This window comes from Okeania sp. SIO2B9 (genome assembly GCF_010672505.1).
Lineage (GTDB): Bacteria > Cyanobacteriota > Cyanobacteriia > Cyanobacteriales > Microcoleaceae > Okeania > Okeania hirsuta.
The window spans coordinates 1-18,209 of sequence record NZ_JAAHGK010000005.1; the positions used below are offsets into that span (position 1 = coordinate 1).

At 38.8% G+C, this 18,209-nt stretch carries 20 protein-coding genes and 1 pseudogene; 7 read left to right on the top strand and 14 right to left on the bottom strand.

What is annotated here, in order from left to right; genetic code table 11:
- Positions 1-1,065: FHA domain-containing protein (locus F6K13_RS00605; RefSeq protein WP_287286657.1), on the bottom strand; the 1,065-nt coding region annotated here is incomplete at its 3' end.
- 528 nt (positions 1,066-1,593) lie between these two features.
- Entirely contained in the window at positions 1,594-1,794 is a 201-nt protein-coding gene (locus F6K13_RS00610; protein WP_124142883.1) for a hypothetical protein, read from the bottom strand.
- 254 nt (positions 1,795-2,048) lie between these two features.
- Here F6K13_RS00610 and F6K13_RS00615 point away from each other — a divergent pair, with 254 nt between their 5' ends.
- On the top strand, positions 2,049-2,219 hold the full coding sequence (locus F6K13_RS00615) for a hypothetical protein (RefSeq protein ID WP_161564918.1): 171 nt from the start codon (positions 2,049-2,051) through the stop codon (positions 2,217-2,219).
- A 264-nt stretch (positions 2,220-2,483) separates the two neighbouring features.
- Here F6K13_RS00615 and def read toward each other — a convergent pair whose 3' ends face one another.
- Complete coding sequence (gene def / locus F6K13_RS00620) at positions 2,484-3,050, bottom strand: peptide deformylase (protein ID WP_124142885.1); 567 nt, start codon at positions 3,048-3,050, stop codon at positions 2,484-2,486.
- Positions 3,051-3,680: 630 nt separating this feature from the next.
- Between def and F6K13_RS00625 the strand changes: the two genes are divergently transcribed.
- Positions 3,681-4,988 (top strand): pentapeptide repeat-containing protein, encoded by a 1,308-nt coding sequence (locus tag F6K13_RS00625; protein WP_124154223.1) that lies wholly within the window; start codon positions 3,681-3,683, stop codon positions 4,986-4,988.
- 318 nt (positions 4,989-5,306) lie between these two features.
- Here the strand turns inward: F6K13_RS00625 and tenA are convergent, their stop codons facing one another.
- Positions 5,307-5,957 (bottom strand): thiaminase II, encoded by a 651-nt coding sequence (gene tenA / locus F6K13_RS00630; protein WP_124142913.1) that lies wholly within the window; start codon positions 5,955-5,957, stop codon positions 5,307-5,309.
- 395 nt (positions 5,958-6,352) lie between these two features.
- Between tenA and F6K13_RS00635 the strand changes: the two genes are divergently transcribed.
- Positions 6,353-7,291 carry a glycosyltransferase family 2 protein gene (locus tag F6K13_RS00635; RefSeq protein ID WP_124142887.1) on the top strand — a complete coding sequence of 313 codons (939 nt, stop codon included), beginning with the start codon at positions 6,353-6,355 and terminating at the stop codon, positions 7,289-7,291.
- Positions 7,292-7,408: 117 nt separating this feature from the next.
- Here the strand turns inward: F6K13_RS00635 and F6K13_RS00640 are convergent, their stop codons facing one another.
- Positions 7,409-8,596 carry a hypothetical protein gene (locus tag F6K13_RS00640; protein ID WP_124142888.1) on the bottom strand — a complete coding sequence of 396 codons (1,188 nt, stop codon included), beginning with the start codon at positions 8,594-8,596 and terminating at the stop codon, positions 7,409-7,411.
- Between the two features lie 590 nt (positions 8,597-9,186).
- On the opposite strand from F6K13_RS00640, the gene F6K13_RS00645 reads away from it, so the two are divergent.
- Complete coding sequence (locus tag F6K13_RS00645; protein WP_124142889.1) at positions 9,187-10,404, top strand: glutathione S-transferase family protein; 1,218 nt, start codon at positions 9,187-9,189, stop codon at positions 10,402-10,404.
- Positions 10,405-10,531: 127 nt separating this feature from the next.
- On the opposite strand, the gene F6K13_RS00650 is transcribed toward F6K13_RS00645, so the two are convergent.
- The 6 genes from F6K13_RS00650 to F6K13_RS00675 form a co-directional block, all read right to left on the bottom strand.
- A complete protein-coding gene (locus F6K13_RS00650) occupies positions 10,532-11,134 on the bottom strand; it encodes a hypothetical protein (protein ID WP_124142890.1) in 603 nt (200 codons plus the stop codon).
- 302 nt (positions 11,135-11,436) lie between these two features.
- Positions 11,437-11,643 carry a DUF5615 family PIN-like protein gene (locus tag F6K13_RS00655; RefSeq protein ID WP_275670261.1) on the bottom strand — a complete coding sequence of 69 codons (207 nt, stop codon included), beginning with the start codon at positions 11,641-11,643 and terminating at the stop codon, positions 11,437-11,439.
- Positions 11,600-11,770: a DUF5615 family PIN-like protein gene (locus F6K13_RS00660; protein WP_275670262.1), complete on the bottom strand. Its 171-nt coding sequence runs from the start codon at positions 11,768-11,770 to the stop codon at positions 11,600-11,602. The genes F6K13_RS00655 and F6K13_RS00660 overlap by 44 nt, the downstream gene beginning before the upstream one ends.
- The gene (locus F6K13_RS00665) at positions 11,767-11,997 is read right to left on the bottom strand and encodes a DUF433 domain-containing protein (protein WP_124142891.1); all 231 of its coding nucleotides are present in this window, start codon (positions 11,995-11,997) and stop codon (positions 11,767-11,769) included. The genes F6K13_RS00660 and F6K13_RS00665 overlap by 4 nt, the downstream gene beginning before the upstream one ends.
- Before the next feature lie 327 nt (positions 11,998-12,324).
- Entirely contained in the window at positions 12,325-12,501 is a 177-nt protein-coding gene (locus F6K13_RS00670) for a hypothetical protein (RefSeq protein WP_287286658.1), read from the bottom strand.
- 134 nt (positions 12,502-12,635) lie between these two features.
- Positions 12,636-13,217 (bottom strand): DUF4437 domain-containing protein, encoded by a 582-nt coding sequence (locus F6K13_RS00675; protein WP_287286659.1) that lies wholly within the window; start codon positions 13,215-13,217, stop codon positions 12,636-12,638.
- A gap of 388 nt (positions 13,218-13,605) precedes the next feature.
- Here F6K13_RS00675 and F6K13_RS00680 point away from each other — a divergent pair, with 388 nt between their 5' ends.
- On the top strand, positions 13,606-14,388 hold the full coding sequence (locus F6K13_RS00680; protein WP_124147010.1) for an SDR family NAD(P)-dependent oxidoreductase: 783 nt from the start codon (positions 13,606-13,608) through the stop codon (positions 14,386-14,388).
- 112 nt (positions 14,389-14,500) lie between these two features.
- On the top strand, positions 14,501-14,626 hold the full coding sequence (locus F6K13_RS00685) for a hypothetical protein (RefSeq protein WP_275670440.1): 126 nt from the start codon (positions 14,501-14,503) through the stop codon (positions 14,624-14,626).
- Positions 14,627-14,719: 93 nt separating this feature from the next.
- Here the strand turns inward: F6K13_RS00685 and F6K13_RS00690 are convergent, their stop codons facing one another.
- The 3 genes from F6K13_RS00690 to F6K13_RS00700 form a co-directional block, all read right to left on the bottom strand.
- Positions 14,720-15,175 carry a DUF29 domain-containing protein gene (locus F6K13_RS00690; protein ID WP_205127517.1) on the bottom strand — a complete coding sequence of 152 codons (456 nt, stop codon included), beginning with the start codon at positions 15,173-15,175 and terminating at the stop codon, positions 14,720-14,722.
- A 280-nt stretch (positions 15,176-15,455) separates the two neighbouring features.
- Entirely contained in the window at positions 15,456-16,430 is a 975-nt protein-coding gene (locus F6K13_RS00695; RefSeq protein ID WP_124147011.1) for an NADPH:quinone oxidoreductase family protein, read from the bottom strand.
- Between the two features lie 174 nt (positions 16,431-16,604).
- On the bottom strand, positions 16,605-17,054 hold the full coding sequence (locus F6K13_RS00700; protein ID WP_124147012.1) for a DUF3598 family protein: 450 nt from the start codon (positions 17,052-17,054) through the stop codon (positions 16,605-16,607).
- Positions 17,055-17,589: 535 nt separating this feature from the next.
- Between F6K13_RS00700 and F6K13_RS35735 the strand changes: the two are divergent.
- Positions 17,590-18,209: pseudogene (locus F6K13_RS35735) on the top strand (low-complexity protein); the annotation flags it as partial.

Here is an 18,209-nt window from a genome sequence, read left to right on the forward strand (position 1 = left end):
TAAAAATTGTAATCCTACCAATTGACCCGCAACTACTCCCAATTGTAAACTAGCACTATCCACAATACTCCGAACATATTGTCCCAGAGTTTCCAATAAAATAAAACCCACTGCAAAAGGTGTTCCCAATAAAAATCCATCTAAAGGTTCCCAAACACCAATTTTATTTCGCCAGGGATCAGGTAAATTACGACCTATTAATAGTGCTAAAAACACAGGTAATGCTTTTAACAACTCCTCCATTAATCCCGCGCCAAAAAACATTCTAATCAGGAAATCAAGAAAGCCAACTTGCTCAGGATTTACTGATATATCACCAGGAAGTATAAAACGAAATACTCCAATAAACAATGTCAAAATTGGACTTAATAAGATAATAACAGTTGTTAAAGCTACTCCGAATAATACCCACCAAGGTTTCTGTTTGCCACAAAGTTGATAAACGAAATAATAAGCAGCAGTAGCAATATAAGCTGCTAATAAAAAATTGAAAGCTATTGCTCTACCCACGGTTAAAAACATTAAAATCACAAAAAATACAGTGATAATACCTGGATAAAGATAGGCTTTTTTAGCTAATTGCTTTCCTGTGGAGGCAATAGGAAATAACTGGGTCAAAGTTATCGACTCAGTATCTTCAACATCTTCAACATTAGGAACAGAATTGACAGGAAGTGAAGTAGAGTTTACTGATTGTGATACTGATAAGGTTGATTTTTGGTAGGATAAATTATCGAAGATGAATTCTGGTCCTTTGTAACCCAGACGAATACGATCGCCCACCTGTAAAATTTGACTTCCCTGTATTCTTCGTCCATTAATATAAGTACCATTAGAACTATTGAGGTCGCAGATTTCCCATACTAAACCAGTAGTTTTGGCCTGTTTGGTATGAATACGAATTAGGGCATGACGGCGAGAAACCGTTGTATAAAATTTTGTCTCTAGGACAATTTGACACTTGGGATCGCGTCCTAGCACTATCTCCTCTATCTCAGATAGATACTTTTTTATGAGCTTTTCCTCGTATACCCCTCTTGTAGACAGTTGTCGCAGAAATGCCATTTTTTAGATATCTTTAAAATTTTTAGTCAAAATAATTATTGATAAGCAATGAACAATTAATTGTCAATTAAATATAGCGCCGTGCGCAGGCAACAGGCAATAGCTCCGGAAGGCAACAGCTTATCTGGGGGAATAAAAAACCGATAATATAAGACTTTTAGCTATTGGACACCTCTTGTAATTTGTAAATATGCCAGCACACATTGCTATACAGCATATTTCATATCAGTGGGGTACATCTGTTGTGGGCAAGATGCCCACACTACGAAGACTTTATCATCAATATTTGTACCTCATATACCTGCAATCTGCTGTATTGTCCATTGTTTATTGCTTAACTAGCGATCCGTATTTTCCGTACCAGAATGCTCCGCAAAAAGCACTCAGCTTTCAGACTGCTAAAAGCTTGGGTTTAAATCTCTGACTTCTAGCTTGTCGTTTAATCTTAGGAGGTGTCCCCTATCCCCTTCTGGCACTTTAAAAAAAGTAATCTTGCTGAGTGCTGAGTGCTGACCGCTTCTTTAATTTCTATTGATTCGCCTTAGCGTCTTGAATTGCTAAATAAAAGAGTAAAGTAGCTAGAGGAATGCTCAGACTCAAAATTATCCCTGTTACTAGACCACCTAATTCTGGTTCCCCAGAAGATAACTCAAAAATAGAACCAACTGCTGCGATCGCTGCTATACAAGACCCACCCAAAAGCAATGTTGATTTAGGAGTTCCTACCATAACTTTCTTCTCCAAAAATATTGACTATTTTAATTTTTTATGATAATCACTAAAGTTAAGAACTAATAAATCTTAAACTTCTGGACTATTGCTTTTGTATTAGACATCTGGTAAAAATCAAAAATATAGCAGGAAACAGGTAACAGGCAACAGGCAACAGTGGGAAAAGAATTTCTCTGTCTAAGATTCATCATCAACTCGTTCTTTGCTATAAAATCAATTACCGTACATAAATCATCAATTAGGGTTTGCTGATGGAAAGTCTTTTTGCTGGGGTAGGAGACAACCCACCCCTCGCCCCTCCCCCTCCCAGGAGGGGAGAAATGGGAATGAGCGAGGAAGTAGGAGTAAGAATTGTCAATTTGGGATTTTTCTGCCCAACTATGAGCCTAAAATACGCTCCATGCATGAGCATCAACAGCTAAAAACCAGGTACTGCAATTCGACCCCAAAAAGGCACTTGTCTTTATATGTCAATGCTTTTAGATTAGATCGGTAAGCCCCAATTATTTCCCCCTACTTTGTACGGACTTTGTATGCAACGTCCCTACTACTCCCTATTCCTAGATGTCTATTAGACATCTGGTAAAAATCAAAAATAAAATCAATTCTGATCAAGAAATTATCAATTTTTCCTCCCTGTTGCCTGTTGCCTCTTTTCTGGAAATGTCTATTAATTTTGCGAGACTTTAAGCAACAGATTTGACAGCTTTAGGAGAGAACTTATGCTTAGTCAACTCTTCATTCAGTGCCAATTTATTTTCTACTCGGTCTACAAACAGCACCCCTTGAAGATGGTCCATTTCATGCTGAATTGCTCTAGATAATAATTCTTTAGCCTGAAGAGTTTTCGGACGACCATTTTCATCTTTGTAGGTAACTTCAATTATTGCGGGACGTTTAACATCTAAATAAACCCCAGGAATACTCAGACACCCTTCTTGGAAAAGACAAACTTCTTTACCATACCTTTTAATCGTAGGATTAATCAAAACTAGAGGGGGCGTAGCAGCATTATCTAGCTCGCAGTCTATAACAATTACTTGTTTTTGGACAGCCACCTGGGGTGCAGCTAGACCAATACCATCAGCACTATACATAGTTTGGAGCATTTCTCGTATCAGTTTCCGAATATCATCATCTACCTTATTCACACGCTTTGCTGACTGACGCAAAGAGCGATCGCCCAAATAATGTATTTCCAAAGGTGGGTTCTCTAATTTTTCCTTCTTAACTAGAATTTCAGAATTTGTCATAATTTTACAATATCAAAGTAATGGCTAAATTTTAAACAAAGGTACTTTTTGAACCTCTTTCTATCTATCCTAATAGAAAATACACGGCCTCTGAGCCTTAACGAAGTCAGAAGTTAGATAGGGGAGCCGTCGGATTGGCGACGTACAGAAGTCAACCCACCCCTCGCCCCTCCCCCTCCCAGGAGGGGAAGTAGGGGATTTGAGCAACTCTCCAAAAATATTTCGCCTTAAAAGGCGGAGTTGCGCGACCCAATTATTTTGATAAATAGTCAAGTTAACTTATCACATCCAACTCAAAGTCAAAGTCCTTATCTCAATTAATCAAAACCCCCCTGAGTCCTAAATTAATATTTTTTTGCTTCTAATTTTTGACTTTTGACTTTTGACTTTTGACTTTTGACTGAGTCCTAGATTAATCAATATTTTTTGACTTTTAACTTTTAACTTTTGACTTCTAATGTCTTGGCAGGTTTAGTCCCAATATAATTGATATAAAACCTAACCTCTAGCTAAACTTACCCGTAAAATTATTGGCATAACTTCTCTTTTCTAATGTTTTCAGTTTTTTATAGATATTACAAAAACTTAACAAATTAATTGTCTATCAAAAAAATCAAAATTAAAAATTATATGAATAATGATTCAAACTCTTCTTCAGCTAATTCTCAAAACACCAGTCCAACCTCAGAAAATTCTAATGGCACAAAAGCAGCGATCGCTCCTGTAAAAACACCAATAGAGCAATTAAACTTGGTAGAAAATGAAATAGAACAAATGTTACCCTCCTCTCCCACACAACTTAATGGTTTGGCAAACAATCAAGCAGAGGAAGGGCCAAAGAATCGAATTGCGTCCATTGTCTCCCTGACAGCAATTGCCGTAATGATTCTGGGGTTAGCCATAGATAATGTGCTGCTTGGTTATAGCAGCGCGGTTGTGGCAATGGTAGCTTCCATCAGAATGATTTGGCCTAGTTGGGGTAAAGTCTGGAAAACCCTCATTCCTCCAGTTTGGCGTAATCTGATTATTGCTTGCTTTGGTATCTTGGCCGCTATTGTTGGTTTACTGATGTTAAGTGGAGCAAACCAAGAACCAGGTACTCGTAATATTCAGATTAACTGGGATGCCATTGGAGCGGTGGGCGAACTCATCGGAGCTTTGGGTCAAATTTTAATTGCAATTATTGCTGTATATGTAGCTTGGCGACAATACGTTATTTCCAAAGATTTGACCATTCAGCAAAACCGCATTACTCAACAACAAACCATTGATGCTTACTTTCAAGGAGTTTCCGATCTGGCAATGGATGAAAAAGGTTTATTGGAAGATTGGCCACAGGAAAGAGCGATCGCTGAAGGACGTACAGCAGCTATTATTAAAAGTGTAGATGGAGAAGGTAAAGCGAAAATTCTCAGATTTTTATCTCAGTCTAGACTAATAACACCGATTAAGCGCGATCGCCAACTTGGTCGGCCTATTTTAGATGGTAATGGGGGTTATGCGGAAGACAGGGAATATGGTATTCGTGTGATTGACTTAGGAGTAATGTTAGCTGGTGCTGACCTGACAAAAACAGATTTACGTTGGACAGAATTAAGTGATGCTAATCTTGTTAGAGCTAATCTTAGTGATTGTGACTTGGTCAAAGCAAATTTTTCTCGTACTATTTTGTATGAAGCAAGTCTGGTAGGTGCTGACTTGAGAGGAGCAAGATTTTTCTATGGTAATGCAGAAACTGCTACTCCTCGCAGTCGTACTCATGTACCTAACTATCAAACAGGTATTTGTACTGGTGCAGTGGTAGAAAATGTTGACTTTAATGGAGTCAAACGGTTGTCTGACGAACAACGTTATTATTGTTGTGCTTGGTCTGGGGAAAAAAGTAGGAGAAAGATACCTGGTGGTTGTGAAGGTATTCCGAATAAGTTGGGGCGTTAGAAGAAGGAGTCAGGAGTCAGGAGTCAGGAGTCAGGAGAAAGGAGTTATGTCAAATCCGGTTGAATACTTATTAGAATTCTTGGGAGATAGAAGTGTGGATAGAATTATAAACATATACTGTGTAACCAGATTCTATATCAGGAGTCGGGAGAAAGGAAGGATGAGAGTGGGAATTATCTAGGCATATTCCGGCATTTTATGTCTGCATTGATATGTAGGGGCGAATGGCATTTGCGCTCCGCAAAGCTCTGAATGGCGCCCTCACTAGATTTAGTTTCCGTGCGTAAGTCCTGTTAAATTATTTTCTCCTCCTCCTAGCTACTCCTCTACTCTGTTAACACTTGCCATTTCCCAAGCTGCTTGAAAGAAATCTCGTTCGCAGAGCATGGCATAACAGTAGGTTGATTCTGCTTCTTGAGTATTATCTGCGTAACTGTCTATCACTTTCTCCAGCTTTTGCGTCAAATGTTCAAAATCCTGACTGCTGTAAGTACGAATCCATTCAGAATATTGATGCTCTGGGATTTCTGGTGTAGCCAACTGTTGTCCTAAGAAAGCATAAAGTCGCATACAAGGAGTCATTGCTGCAGCGATCGCTCCAATATTATTACTCCAAGCTGTTGCTAATAAAAAATCTGTATAACGCCGTGTAGAAAATCCTGGTGTAATAGTTTCTAGATTTACTCCCCATGCTGCCGCATAGTTTTGATGCAGTTGCAATTCCTCTTTTACCCCACCTGCGAGAGCATGAAACAGTTCAAATGTTTTCCAGTCTGGGGACTTAGCTGCAGCAATACTGTAAGCACGGGCAAATGCTTTGAGGAAAAAAGCATCTTGTCCTACATAATAGGCAAAACTTTTATGAGGCAGTGTACCGTCAGCAATTCCTTGCACAAAAGGATGAGATAAACATACTGTTGCTAATTGTTGATTTATTTTCCATAAATTATTTGATAAGCTGTTTTGCATTGAAACCATATATCTAAATTTTTGTCAAAGGGAATAGGGAATAGGGAATAGGGAATAGGGAATCTAAACTATTCTTAGCTTATCATATTTTCCATAAATTCATTCAGTGGTATTATATTATGTTTTAGTTTAAGATTATTCAACCAATTTCAGAAATGTAGATACAGCAGATTGCAGATAGATGAGGTACAAATATAAATGCTAAAGTGTTTGTAGTGCGGGCATCTTACCAGTGACTGGTATACCTGGCTAATATGAAATACGCTGTATGTTCTATAAAACATCTCTACAAGAGTAGCTCGAAAAGGATAATATGATTTATGGAAAAATCTATTTTAATAGGAAATTATTGTTTCTTCCCTCTTCCCTCTTCCCTCTTCCTTCTTCCTACTTTTATGAAATATTCTATAGTAATTCCTATTTATAACGAAGAGAAAAATCTCCCAGAATTATATCGGCGTATCAGTGCCATTCTGAATAGAATGGATGGAGATGTAGAATTAATTTTAATTAATGATGGGAGTCGCGATCGCTCTCTACAAATACTCCGAGAATTACATCAACAAGACTCTCGAATTTGTTACTTAAGTTTTGCCCGTAATTTCGGACATCAAATTGCTGTTACTGCTGGTTTAAATTTTGCTAGGGGGAAAGCTATTGTAGTTTTAGATGGAGATTTGCAAGACCCACCAGAATTAATTCCAGACTTAATTGAACAGTGGCGACAAGGTTATCAAGTTGTCTATGCTCAACGCACAAAAAGACATCAAGAAAGTTGGTTAAAAAAGTTGCCTGCTTTTCTATATTATCGGATTTTAAAACATTTAGCAGATGTGGATATTCCCATTGATACGGGAGATTTTTGTTTAATGGATAGATGTGTGGTAGATGTGTTGAATAAAATGCCAGAAACTAATCGTTATATTCGAGGTTTAAGAGCATGGGTTGGTTTTAAACAAACAGCAATTAAATTTGAGCGCGAACCTCGTTTTGCTGGTGATATTCAATATACTTTTGCTAAGTCTTTAGCTTTAGCAATTAATGGTTTAGTCTCTTTTTCTAAAGTACCTTTACGACTTTCTACTTATATAGGATTATTTGCTGCTTGTATTGCTTTATTGATGGCTTGTTTAGTTTTATATTGGCGGATTTTTTATCCAGATTCACCATTAACTGGTTTGGCAACAATTATCATGGCAATTTTCTTTTTAGGAGCAGTACAATTAGTAAGTATTGGAATTTTAGGAGAATATATCGGACGTATTTATGAAGAAGTGAAAGGTAGACCTCTTTATACTTTATCTGAAGTGGCAGGATTTGAGGATAAGAATTAATACCATCAGGACTTACGCATACAACTCCCTTGAAAACGACATATTTAGGGGCGAATAGCATTCGCCCTCAATGGCATTTGCCCTAAATTGATGAGGGAAGCGGTTTCTTACTCATTTTTAGAGAACTGACTGAAGTATACGTGCTAACAAACGAATTCCATCAGAATTTTTCATATCTTCCCAGGAAAGTGCCCAACCTTCAGATGCTGTTATTAACGATTCATCAAGTTCTGGGTGAAACTGGGTAGTTAGTGCTTTCCGGCCGTTATCCCAATAAATACCGGTTGCTGCCACCTCACATAACGGATCGCCACTTTGAGTATGTGTTGAAGCTAAAATTTCGACACCAATGGGTGCATCCATTAGGCTTTGTAGGTCTAGTATCGAGGCCGCTTCAAGGCTGTAAGCAGTTATCGCATGGTGAATTTGCTGATAGGCCCAACATACGAACCGCATTGATTCTTCTGATACTTCGTTGCCATGAAATGCCTGAATGTGCAGATTGTTCTCGTACTGGAGTGCTACATCAATGATAGCATCAAAACGTTTTGCTACTACACGATATGCCTCCGTGATTTCAGTCGGAACATGAGGAATCTCAAGATCCCGGTAGGGGTATAAACGTGTATTAGAATGGCTAATTTCTTCATTCTTAGCAACTGCAAACGATTCATCATTCCAAGATTGGGCGACAGTACCATAACTCTTTTCGACCTTCAGGCGATTTGCCACCTCGGCAATGCGACGACTGACAGCAACAAACGCTGGTTGTTGTGATTTTTCTAGACGATCCACAGATTCACGGATTAATTCTACATGGGCCTGCGCCGTAAGCTGATGAGAGAGACAAATGCCAATGAAAGGCACCTGTTTTAAGAGGAATTCAACAATCAGTTGCGTAGCATCTGAACGAGGAAATGCTGGCGAAAAAGTATCTTTTACATGAACATCCGGTTTGCCCCCTTCCAATACTATAAGTTTGGCTACCCTTGCCAGGGAAGCAAAGCGCTTTAGGTCAGAAATACCATGCTTCCAAGCGGGCACAATAAGGGTAGGTAAACCCAGTATCTGATCGACAATATAGGCCACGTTCTCTGATGCAATGACCCCAACTTTATCCTTGGGTCGTTCGCCAACATGCTCCCAGGGTTCAATAACTACAACACTTTCTGCAATTTCTCCAGGATCGACCAGAGAAAGATCGTCTACATGACGACCCCAGGTAGGACTACGGTCACCGAGAGGATTTGGTGTATTACGTTCAGCGAGAAAAGCATCAATTAAAACTTGACTAGATTTAGACATTTATAGTGCCTCTGATTTTATTAGGACTTATATTTTACAATTTTTCTGAGTGCAGCCTTAATTCCTTAACAAAAAAATCAGAAGGTTTTAGATCGGTAATTTCAATGACACAATTATGCGTCCAGAACAACTGAATTCTAGCATTTCGGATATTTTTCCACCATCTTGGGGTCTGGTATCGCGCGATCAGCGACAAGAAGAGGATTGACTCAAAGGAAAATTTTTCTCTATTATCCCTTTAAAAGGGGAGGCTTTAAACCACAATTTTTCGGTAAATAAAGCTTTTAGCCTTTTTCGACTCTAAAAAAGTGCGCCTGTTTTAATTCCCTTACCCTCAAAAATTCAGAATTTGGGGGTGAGGAGGGGAAGAAAAATCAAAGAAAAATTATTCCTCCTACTTTCTCTGTCTTCCCACCCTCCCCAAACTTCCCACACTCCCCACCCTCTCAACACCTTAGCCCTATTTAATTTTTGGGCGAAAGTATGAACAATCGCATGGTTTCCTATATTCCTCAAGCTGCTAACCGTCAGACTCCGAATCGGATAAATGAAGTTGTGATAAAATTGAACATTATTTTCTGGAGTAACTTATGATATCGACCAAATCTTTGCCTTTGAGTTGGGAAGAACTACAACAACTCGCCACATTTGAGCGAGATACCATTAACGGACCAACCAATTCCCAAGCAAGATTGCGGCTGTTTGGACAAGCCGAATCAGATGTGCGAGTTACTCTTTATCGCGATCATCATGCTTGGTGTCCTTATTGCCAAAAAGTGTGGCTGTGGTTAGAGGAAAAGCAAATTCCGTACCGTATCGAGAAAGTCACTATGTTCTGTTATGGAACGAAAGAAAAGTGGTATAAGCAAAAGGTGCGATCGGGAATGCTTCCTGCGCTAGAACTTGACGGTCAGTTAATTACAGAAAGTGATAATATCTTATTAGCATTAGAAAACGCATTTGGTCCATTAAATCGGGTGGGAATGGGCGATCGCCGAGCGCTGCCTCTGCGCCAGCTAGAACGCCTACTCTTTCGCGGTTGGTGTAGTTGGTTGTGCTACCCCACGCGATCGCAAAGGGACGAACAACGCAGTCGAGATCAATTTACCACCATCGTGGCTAAAGTTGAAGCAGCTCTTGCCAGTACTCCAGGATCTTATTTTCTGGAAGAATTTGGTATAGTTGATTTGGTTTTTACTCCATACATCGAGCGGATGAATGCCAGTCTCTACTACTACAAAGGCTATTCATTGCGGGAAGAAAACCCAAAGCTCTCTGATTGGTTTGATGCTATGGAAACCCGATCCACCTATAGAGGAACACAAAGCGATTTTCATACCCATGCCCACGATTTACCACCGCAAATGGGCGGATGTTATCCTAACCAAGAGTCTCAAACTGAGATTAATCAAAAACGAGTCGATTGCGGTCCTTGGTTGGGATTACCAGATGTGATGTATCCAGAACCCGAAACGTCTCGAACAGAAGCTCTGCAACGGGTGATCAAGCATCGTGAGAATATCATTCGCGTTAATCCAGCGGACGATCGCCTTTTTGATGAAGCCTTGCGTTGCGCTCTGACTTACATGATAACAGGAGAACTGTGTCCGCCACCATCTGCTTCCGATCCAGCCCTGCGCTACCTGCGCGATCGTATTAATGTACCCAGAGATATGTCTATCTATGCTAGCAAACGACTGAGAGAAGCATTAGAAACGACGGCAGCTCTATCTGGCGATCGCCAAGGAATACCCATTCCAGTACGCGATCGGCGCGATCAAGACCCCGCTAATTTTACCCAAATTTAACAATGGAGTGAGAATTCCCCTCTTCAAACCTTGGATTGCAGAGGGGAACCCCTATTTGATTTTCAATAAAGGACATGGGATACTATTAAACTTTGGTGTTGAAGGCAAGAAAAAACCGAGTTTAATTTCAATCTGCTTCCCTTTTGCTTGACAATAAAAAACTTATTGTTCCGAAAATTTTATCTAAATCGGTAATAGCAATTCTCAACTTGCTTTTTGTGAATTCATCGGATACTAATTTTCCAAATTGCCATAATTCTCCATCTGTTACTATCCCATACACAGCAAGTTCCTCGGCTTTATTTAATTTTTGCACAGCAATCAACTCAGCGAGACATTGCCCCCATCCCTCACTAAAATCATTCTTTTTTGCTTCAACAACAACGACGATTGGAAAACCCAAAACAGTTTTACCTAATTCTGACTTTGTTGAAAACAAGTAATCAGGCGCTCCATTTAGTTTAGTATCGTATGTTATGAACTTGTGGCTCCAAAGAGTATACTTATCAATAAAACTTTTATAAACTTCTCTTAAAATTGGATAAATAATATTTTCACATCTTGAGTATTCAGATGTGTATATATCCATGTTCTGTTCGCTGAATTTCAATTCCCTGACAAACAGATCAGAAGGTTTTAAATGGGTAATTTCAATAAAGTCTGCTTCCAAATACTTGATCTTATACTCTTGTTGAACTTGAGCAATAGTTTTATAATCACTAAAAGCCATTAATAACTCTTACCTCTCAACGTGAAACTCTTGATTTAATTGCATTATATCCTAATTTTCTGCTTTTTATCGTTCAAGTCCCGCTAGAACATCGGCGGTGTCAAAGGCTAGGGTGTTATACTGGCTAAAGCTGTAACTTGTGGCAGGGTCAAGAATTGAAGGTTTCACCATTGCTTTACTCCAGCAGCTTTTAACTTCCCGGTGTTTGTCTCGTCGGTATGGACTGTCTTTGAGGGAAGTATAGCAAGCAAGCGCTCGCAAAACAAAATGTATGCGATCGCAGCAGGTAAAAACCTAGTGCATCATGATAAAGCAAGCAGGGATAAAGTCTCATCTTCGTCAAATAATTTGATCGCGCTAAACTCCCGACGCAGCAAATTTTCAACTTGTAATGTCGAACAGTTCCCAAGGCGAAGCCAAATCACTTTCAGTGGATTTCCAAATACTAAACTCAGATCGTGCATATCAGCATCTTTCGAGACGATGATTAGATCGTTGTATGCATGCATAATCCCAAACGATTGGGTCGATTGTCGCTTTCATGCCCACATCTCGAAGGTGAAGGGAGTTTGGGAAAAAATCGCTCAAACGGTTTGGTAATTTAGGCGATAGATTCTCATCAAAAAGTAATTTCATGGGGATAATGGGGCACTCATAAACCGACGATCGCGGTCAGCAGCATAAGCAATGCATGCTTTTAAATCTTCTCGCGTCAGATCGGGAAAATCGTCTAGAATTTCTGCTTCAGTCATCTCAGAAGCTAGGTACTCAAGGACTTCATAGACTGTAATACGCAAGCCACGGACGCAAGGCTTACCACCACGTTTTTCAGGCTCAATTGTAATGATGTCTCGGTAGTTCATAAACTGGCATGAGGAAAAAATGTTTACTTAGCATTATATCGAAAACTTTTGCTGCCCGCAGACAGAGAAGACTTCTAGAGCTTATCTGCAATGCGATCGCCAAGCTGTTCGATTTAGTACAGGGATAGGCAGGGAAACATTCAAGGATGAGTTGAGTTAATCCTGTGGTAAGTTCCCTATTGTTAACACACCTTACTGCTGTGGCTAGATTAGTTATGCAAAGGATTTTGTGAGTTACGCAGGAACAGAGATTATCTATTTATTGATAGATTGCTTCCCTGCTAACATAGCCTACGCGATCGGCGATCGTACTCAGCCAATAGCCAATTAACGACCATTTGTACCCGTAGACCAAAGTGGCACACCACGATTGGTGTAGACAACCACGTTACCATCTTGTTGAATAGCTAGGAAAGCACCTGGATTCCCATGAGTGTTTGAAGCCCAAAGAACACGGCCTCCATCTGCATAGATAACTAAATTACCATCTGCTTGCATTGCCAACACTCTAGCACCTTGGTCGTGAGTGTTTGTTGCCCATACTGACTGCCTGGATGGATTATAGAACCCCTGAGCGTATCTTTGGACGCGGTATGTGCTTTTGGCTTCCGTCCTCAGCCTGAGGAAGTTGTGGAAATTCAGGAACGAGAATGGGGAAAAAGCGGATGAGACCCCGCGTCGCCCAACTCACTCATTCTAGCATCAGGATGATCTATTTCTGAGGCTTCATATTTAAAGGGAACTACTCCATTTTCCATCCAAAGAATTTCTAGAGGTTCATCTCCTAAAACCTTCCAATTATCAACTCTAACTCCAGCAGGAATAAAAGAGTAACTATGTTTATCTAATTGCCATTCTCCTATTTGAATAACTCCACTCAGAACAAAAAAAATTTCTAGATCGGCTGTAAATATTCCTGCGGGAGCTGTAAATTGAGGGGGTAAACTTACCCTAGATGTAGATGCACCACAATTATGCCAAGATAATAATCTTCTTGTTGCGAAAGGGACAGTTTCTGGCATTCCCTGGATGCGCCAATCTAAAATTTCTGGTACAGTATTAGAGTCGAAAATTTGGTATTGACGAGGGATAAACTGAGGAGAAATTGCTGTACTTCTCCCAGATAAATTCATCCGTCCCCTACCATCTCCTCCCCAGTCTTCTTTAATTGATGGTACTTCAAATTCACTATTGCTATTTTCTTGGTTTTCGCCCATCATACTTTAGTCCCCTGTTGAAATTGGTATTTTTTAAGTAAACTATAATGTAATCTATAGTTCTTTGAAATGGCAAGTTCCACTATGCAAAATTAATTTAATATTTGGTGGAGGTAGAAAATAAGGAATAGGGAATAAAAAATATATCTGAGTAGTAAATATACAGCAGTTTCCGAAGTTATGAGGTACATATATTGATACTTTTAGGGAGTAGGGAGTAGAGAAGATGGGAATTAGGGTAGTGAAACAAGCAAAAAATATTTACCCCGAGTTGTACCGCATTAGTTTGAAATCTGCTATATCAATAATTGTGTCTACCTATTTATAGGAGATAAAATAGACTAATCTAAATATTAATCTCTGAACCTAAAACTTAACTATTTTAAGAATTATGAAAGTTGCTTTAATTACTGGTGGAACTCGTGGAATAGGGTTAGCTATTTCTCGTAAATTAGCTGAAGATGGTTTTAATCTGATCCTGGGATATCATTCTAACCATGATGCTGCTCTTGCAGTTAAAAAAGAGTTAGAAAAATTGAATATTAAGGTTATTACTGTAGCTGGAGACATCAAAAAATCTGAAACTGTTAATGCTTTATTTCAGGTAGTTGAAGAAAACTTTAATAGTCAACTCACAGCTTTTGTTCATGTCGCTGGTTATGCTATTACCGCAACACTCCCAGGAAATTTTACTTTTGAACAGTATGAAGCAGCTCAAGAAATTTATCCTAAAGCTTTTATTCGTTGTATAGAAAAAGCTCTAACTTATATGGTTGATGGTCAAGGTAGAGTCATTGTTATTTCTGCAACAGGTGTTCATAACCCAGGAAAAGTTTATGGAATGGCCGCACCCGCAAAAGCAGCAATGGAAACTTTGGCCAAACATTACGCGATCGCTGTTGCTCCACGGGGAATTACTGTTAATATTATTACCCCTGGTTATATCAAAACTCAAGCTTGGGATGGCTATCTTGATAAAGTTCCTTATATTGATAAAATGCCTCCCCAAGTCACCCCCATGGGAAGATGGGGACAACCGGAAGATATAGCTCCTTTAGTGGCCTTTCTTTGTTCTCCAGAAAGTCGATTTATCACAGGTCAACATATCTATGTTGATGGGGGACTAGAATTATCTTTATTTTGGAATATTCATCGGTTTAGTCAAACTCTATAGCGCTACGCGCTAGGGAATAGGGAATAGCAAACTGTAAAAGGATTTTAGGATTGAAAAATGTCCGGACCAATTCTTGTATTGCTATAGAACCCCTGATCGTATCTTCATAAATATGCGCGTTTTTTTAGCTAGGAGACAGGAGACAGGAGACAGAAGACAGGAGGTAAGAGGGAAGATGTGGGGAAAAATAATACAAAAAATTCAACACTCCTTGCTGATGATTTTTCCTCAAAATTGATGCGCGAAAAGACTTGAGAACCATAATTATATAGATCTCAAATGGGTGCTATAAAAGCAGAATAATCGATGATCGTGATGAAAACCGCGATCATCAATTTTCTGGCAATCTTTTCATCAAATCTTCAAAAGTATAAGGACAAATATCGGGTAAACTAACATCATATACTTTTAAAACTTTACGCTTTGCTCGCTCATATTCAGGTTGAATATTGATTTTATTTAATAGGGTATTAGTAAGTCTTCTCTCAATTTCATCTTGGAAATCATCAATTTCATCAATCCAATGTCCGCGCGATTGGATATCATTAGTGTAGTCTAGCTTTAATCTGTGAATTATAATTTGTTTTAAAAAGCTATGAACTGCATTAATTTGCTCTTTTCCCAAGTTGTCTATCTCCTCTCTTAAATTCTCCCAATCAAGTGCTTTTTCATTATGTTCACTCAAAGCTTTTGCTTGTTCTTCTGTCCATTGAACAAAATCTGTTTCATATAGATTAGTCATTCTAATCTTTATATTGGTTTGTCTAGTCACGTCAATAGAATTCATCAGTAAAACTCCTAATTATATTATATCCGTTTAAATAGTTATAAATAAATGACGGAGAAGTCAGAATTCAGGAGGGAAGAAAGAAGAAAAGAAGGAGAAAGTTTTTTGATCACTATATTAGATTTTTAATTTGCTGGTGATGCATTGTAATTATTTTTGTTACCAGAAACGGTAGTGGGAGCATCTTGCTCCCTTATTAGCGGGCAGGATGCCCGCACTAGGCATTGCTTCTTCCTATTTACCATTACGCTCCGCAGAACTACCCTTAATTTTATAACTCTCAAGGAACTACAATAATTTTTCCCATCAAACGACGCTCCTCCATTTTCGTCAATGCTGCTGACACTCCCTCCAGACTGACTACTTCCTCGATGGTCGGTTGCAACTTTCCCTGCACAAATGCTGGTATAATTAAATTTTTGAGAGTTTGCCAACTTGCCTGATAATCACTGTTATACCAAAGGGCAATACCGTAAACTGCAATATTGCGCCCCAGTAATTTTCCCATTGGTAAAGCAGCATCTAAACCAGTAGTCGTACCATAGCAAGCAATACGACCATTATTAGCTATAACTTCTAAACAGTCAGCAAATGTCACTTTACCAGCACCATCCACTGCCACCTGTACCCCTATATTATTTGTAATTTTTCTGACTTCAGAAACTACATTTTGATTGCTATAGTCAATGCAATAGTCAGCACCCAGTTTCAATAAGTATTCCACTTTAGCTCTATTACCAGCAGTGGCGATAACTTTTGCTCCCAATAATTTCGCTAGTTGTATTGCTGCCGTCCCCACACCACCACTACTAGGATGGACTAATACCCACTCTCCAACCTGAACTTTTGCCCGATAAATAAGAGCTAAAATAGCGGTCAAATAATTAATAGGTAAACTGGCAGCTACTTCAAAGGAAATATCATCAGGAATAGGTAATAATTCTGTTGCTGGAGCGATCGCCATTTCGGCAAAACCTCCTTTAACCTGCCCTACTACCCGCATTCCTGGCAAAAACCCTTCAACTTTTTCCCCTACTGCATCAACTATACCTGCTGCTTCTTGACCCAAAATTTGAGGTAGTGCATTATTCCCTGGTCTTTTATATTTTCCGTAGGTCATTTGCAGGTCTGAGTTATTAATTCCTGCTGCTCCTACACGCATTCTAATTTCACCAATATTTGGTGGCGACATTTCTGTTTCTTCTACTCGAATACCAGTAATACCTGTATATTCATGTATGCGAACTGCTTTCATTTTTGGTGTATTATTTAAACTATTTGGTTGTCCTGCTCGCGAACGTGTGAAGATATATATTTTTTAATTTCTGACCACACTCCCCATCCCCCCCATCTCCCCATCCCCCCCATCTCCCCATCCCCCCCATCTCCCCATCTTCCCTCCTGACTCCTGACTCCTGACTCCTGACTCCTAATTTAAGACTCTTTCTTCTTTAATTATTGTTCGTTTAACTATTTGATGATTATTAAACCAATGCCAAGTTCTAGCGCGATGATTATTATCGGGACTAATATTAATCATTTCATAGATATATAAATCTGGCATTCCTTTATATGTAATCCACAAAATAATTGTTGAATCATCTACTTCCCAAGCATAACCATCCAACCTTTCTGTATCAAACCAAATTTTTTTATCTCGATATATTCCAGGAAATTTATATTCTTCTTTTTTACCATCTTCCCACTCATAACGATTAGTTTGAAAATAGGGATATTCTCCATTATCTGGAAATTGACAAGTTAAATGAGAACTATGGCGATCGATAATATTACCCTGATTATCTACTATTGTATATGTTCCTTTCCAATCTCCTTCATGACGGACTAATACGGACATTTCTTCTCTAATTTTGGACATAATCTAACTCCTGATGGGACAAAGATAATTATGTTATAGCAGAAGGAAGAAGGAAAAAGGAAGAAGGAAGAAGGAAGTAAGTTTGTAGGTTGGGTTGATGCCAGGTTAGCGGAGCTTATCCTCCGGATAAACCCAACAAAAACAGGTAGATGTTGGGTTGCACTACCGCTTTTAATGTTCCACAGACGATCAACGGTGCGTTACGCTTTGCTAACACACCCTACTAGACCGACACAGCTAAAACTGTGCAATAGGGAGTAGGGAAGAAAGATATTTGTTGGGTTTCGTCCCTCAACCCAACCTACACTTATTGCACCATTTAAAGTGTGTCAGTCTACTACTACAATTCTTTTAAAATCAGGAATTGACAGAAATTAAATTGTAGATATCCAAATATATTGGGCAAAAATTAAAGGAATAAAAATTAACTCTGGCAAGTAAACTCTGGCGGAATATTTGGCGAGTTCTCAACACAGAAATAGAATTGAATTTATCGGAAACTGTTAAAGGTGGGGTTGAGTCTGGTAGGGCGGTTTTGGAAATAGCAAAAGCTCTAGAAAATAAGGATGCTAAAGAGTTAAAACCTTTTATTGAAAATATTGATTCACTTTTAGATGTACTAAATTCTCCCCTGGGAAAAGTTGCAGGAGCGGGTTTACCTTTTTTGCCTATTGCAACTGGAATTATTACTTTTATTATTGAAAAAACTCGTCAGGAGCCAACTTTAGAAGATGAAGTACAATTGGTGGCTCAGGTAGCTTATTTAGAAAGTTTACGAATATTTTTAATAGACCATCCTGAAATATCGGAAAAACTGACAGAAACTGAGGCATCGGAAGCGGTACAAAAATAGATTAAAAAATTGGATGAAGAAATAGATTTTAATGACAAAGGACCTGGGAAAATTTTGGTTAGTTTCTATGATTCACCTTTGAGGGAAAAGTTTGATCAAATTTTGATTGAACGTTTTAAAGAATCTGGTTTAGCTGAAAATAAAGCTAAAATTGTTGCTGAAAAAATTTCTCGCAATACCCACCGTTATATGAAAGAAGCAGTGGTAGAGGTGAAAGACAATGCTAAGAAATTAGCCGGAATTTATGGATATGGGTGGCAACGAGATTTGGAAATTTATGGCAGTATCGATAAGTATTTAGA

Excerpts from the sequence above, each read along its gene's own strand:
- F6K13_RS00610 (WP_124142883.1), bottom strand. The coding sequence starts at position 1,794 with ATGGTAGGAACTCCTAAATCAACATTGCTTTTGGGTGGGTCTTGTATA.
- F6K13_RS00615 (WP_161564918.1), top strand. The coding sequence starts at position 2,049 with ATGGAAAGTCTTTTTGCTGGGGTAGGAGACAACCCACCCCTCGCCCCT.
- def (WP_124142885.1), bottom strand. The coding sequence starts at position 3,050 with ATGACAAATTCTGAAATTCTAGTTAAGAAGGAAAAATTAGAGAACCCA.
- F6K13_RS00625 (WP_124154223.1), top strand. The coding sequence starts at position 3,681 with ATGAATAATGATTCAAACTCTTCTTCAGCTAATTCTCAAAACACCAGT.
- tenA (WP_124142913.1), bottom strand. The coding sequence starts at position 5,957 with ATGCAAAACAGCTTATCAAATAATTTATGGAAAATAAATCAACAATTA.
- F6K13_RS00635 (WP_124142887.1), top strand. The coding sequence starts at position 6,353 with ATGAAATATTCTATAGTAATTCCTATTTATAACGAAGAGAAAAATCTC.
- F6K13_RS00640 (WP_124142888.1), bottom strand. The coding sequence starts at position 8,596 with ATGTCTAAATCTAGTCAAGTTTTAATTGATGCTTTTCTCGCTGAACGT.
- F6K13_RS00645 (WP_124142889.1), top strand. The coding sequence starts at position 9,187 with ATGATATCGACCAAATCTTTGCCTTTGAGTTGGGAAGAACTACAACAA.
- F6K13_RS00650 (WP_124142890.1), bottom strand. The coding sequence starts at position 11,134 with ATGGCTTTTAGTGATTATAAAACTATTGCTCAAGTTCAACAAGAGTAT.
- F6K13_RS00655 (WP_275670261.1), bottom strand. The coding sequence starts at position 11,643 with ATGCATGCATACAACGATCTAATCATCGTCTCGAAAGATGCTGATATG.
- F6K13_RS00660 (WP_275670262.1), bottom strand. The coding sequence starts at position 11,770 with ATGAAATTACTTTTTGATGAGAATCTATCGCCTAAATTACCAAACCGT.
- F6K13_RS00665 (WP_124142891.1), bottom strand. The coding sequence starts at position 11,997 with ATGAACTACCGAGACATCATTACAATTGAGCCTGAAAAACGTGGTGGT.
- F6K13_RS00675 (WP_287286659.1), bottom strand. The coding sequence starts at position 13,217 with ATGATGGGCGAAAACCAAGAAAATAGCAATAGTGAATTTGAAGTACCA.
- F6K13_RS00680 (WP_124147010.1), top strand. The coding sequence starts at position 13,606 with ATGAAAGTTGCTTTAATTACTGGTGGAACTCGTGGAATAGGGTTAGCT.
- F6K13_RS00685 (WP_275670440.1), top strand. The coding sequence starts at position 14,501 with ATGCGCGTTTTTTTAGCTAGGAGACAGGAGACAGGAGACAGAAGACAG.
- F6K13_RS00690 (WP_205127517.1), bottom strand. The coding sequence starts at position 15,175 with ATGAATTCTATTGACGTGACTAGACAAACCAATATAAAGATTAGAATG.
- F6K13_RS00695 (WP_124147011.1), bottom strand. The coding sequence starts at position 16,430 with ATGAAAGCAGTTCGCATACATGAATATACAGGTATTACTGGTATTCGA.
- F6K13_RS00700 (WP_124147012.1), bottom strand. The coding sequence starts at position 17,054 with ATGTCCAAAATTAGAGAAGAAATGTCCGTATTAGTCCGTCATGAAGGA.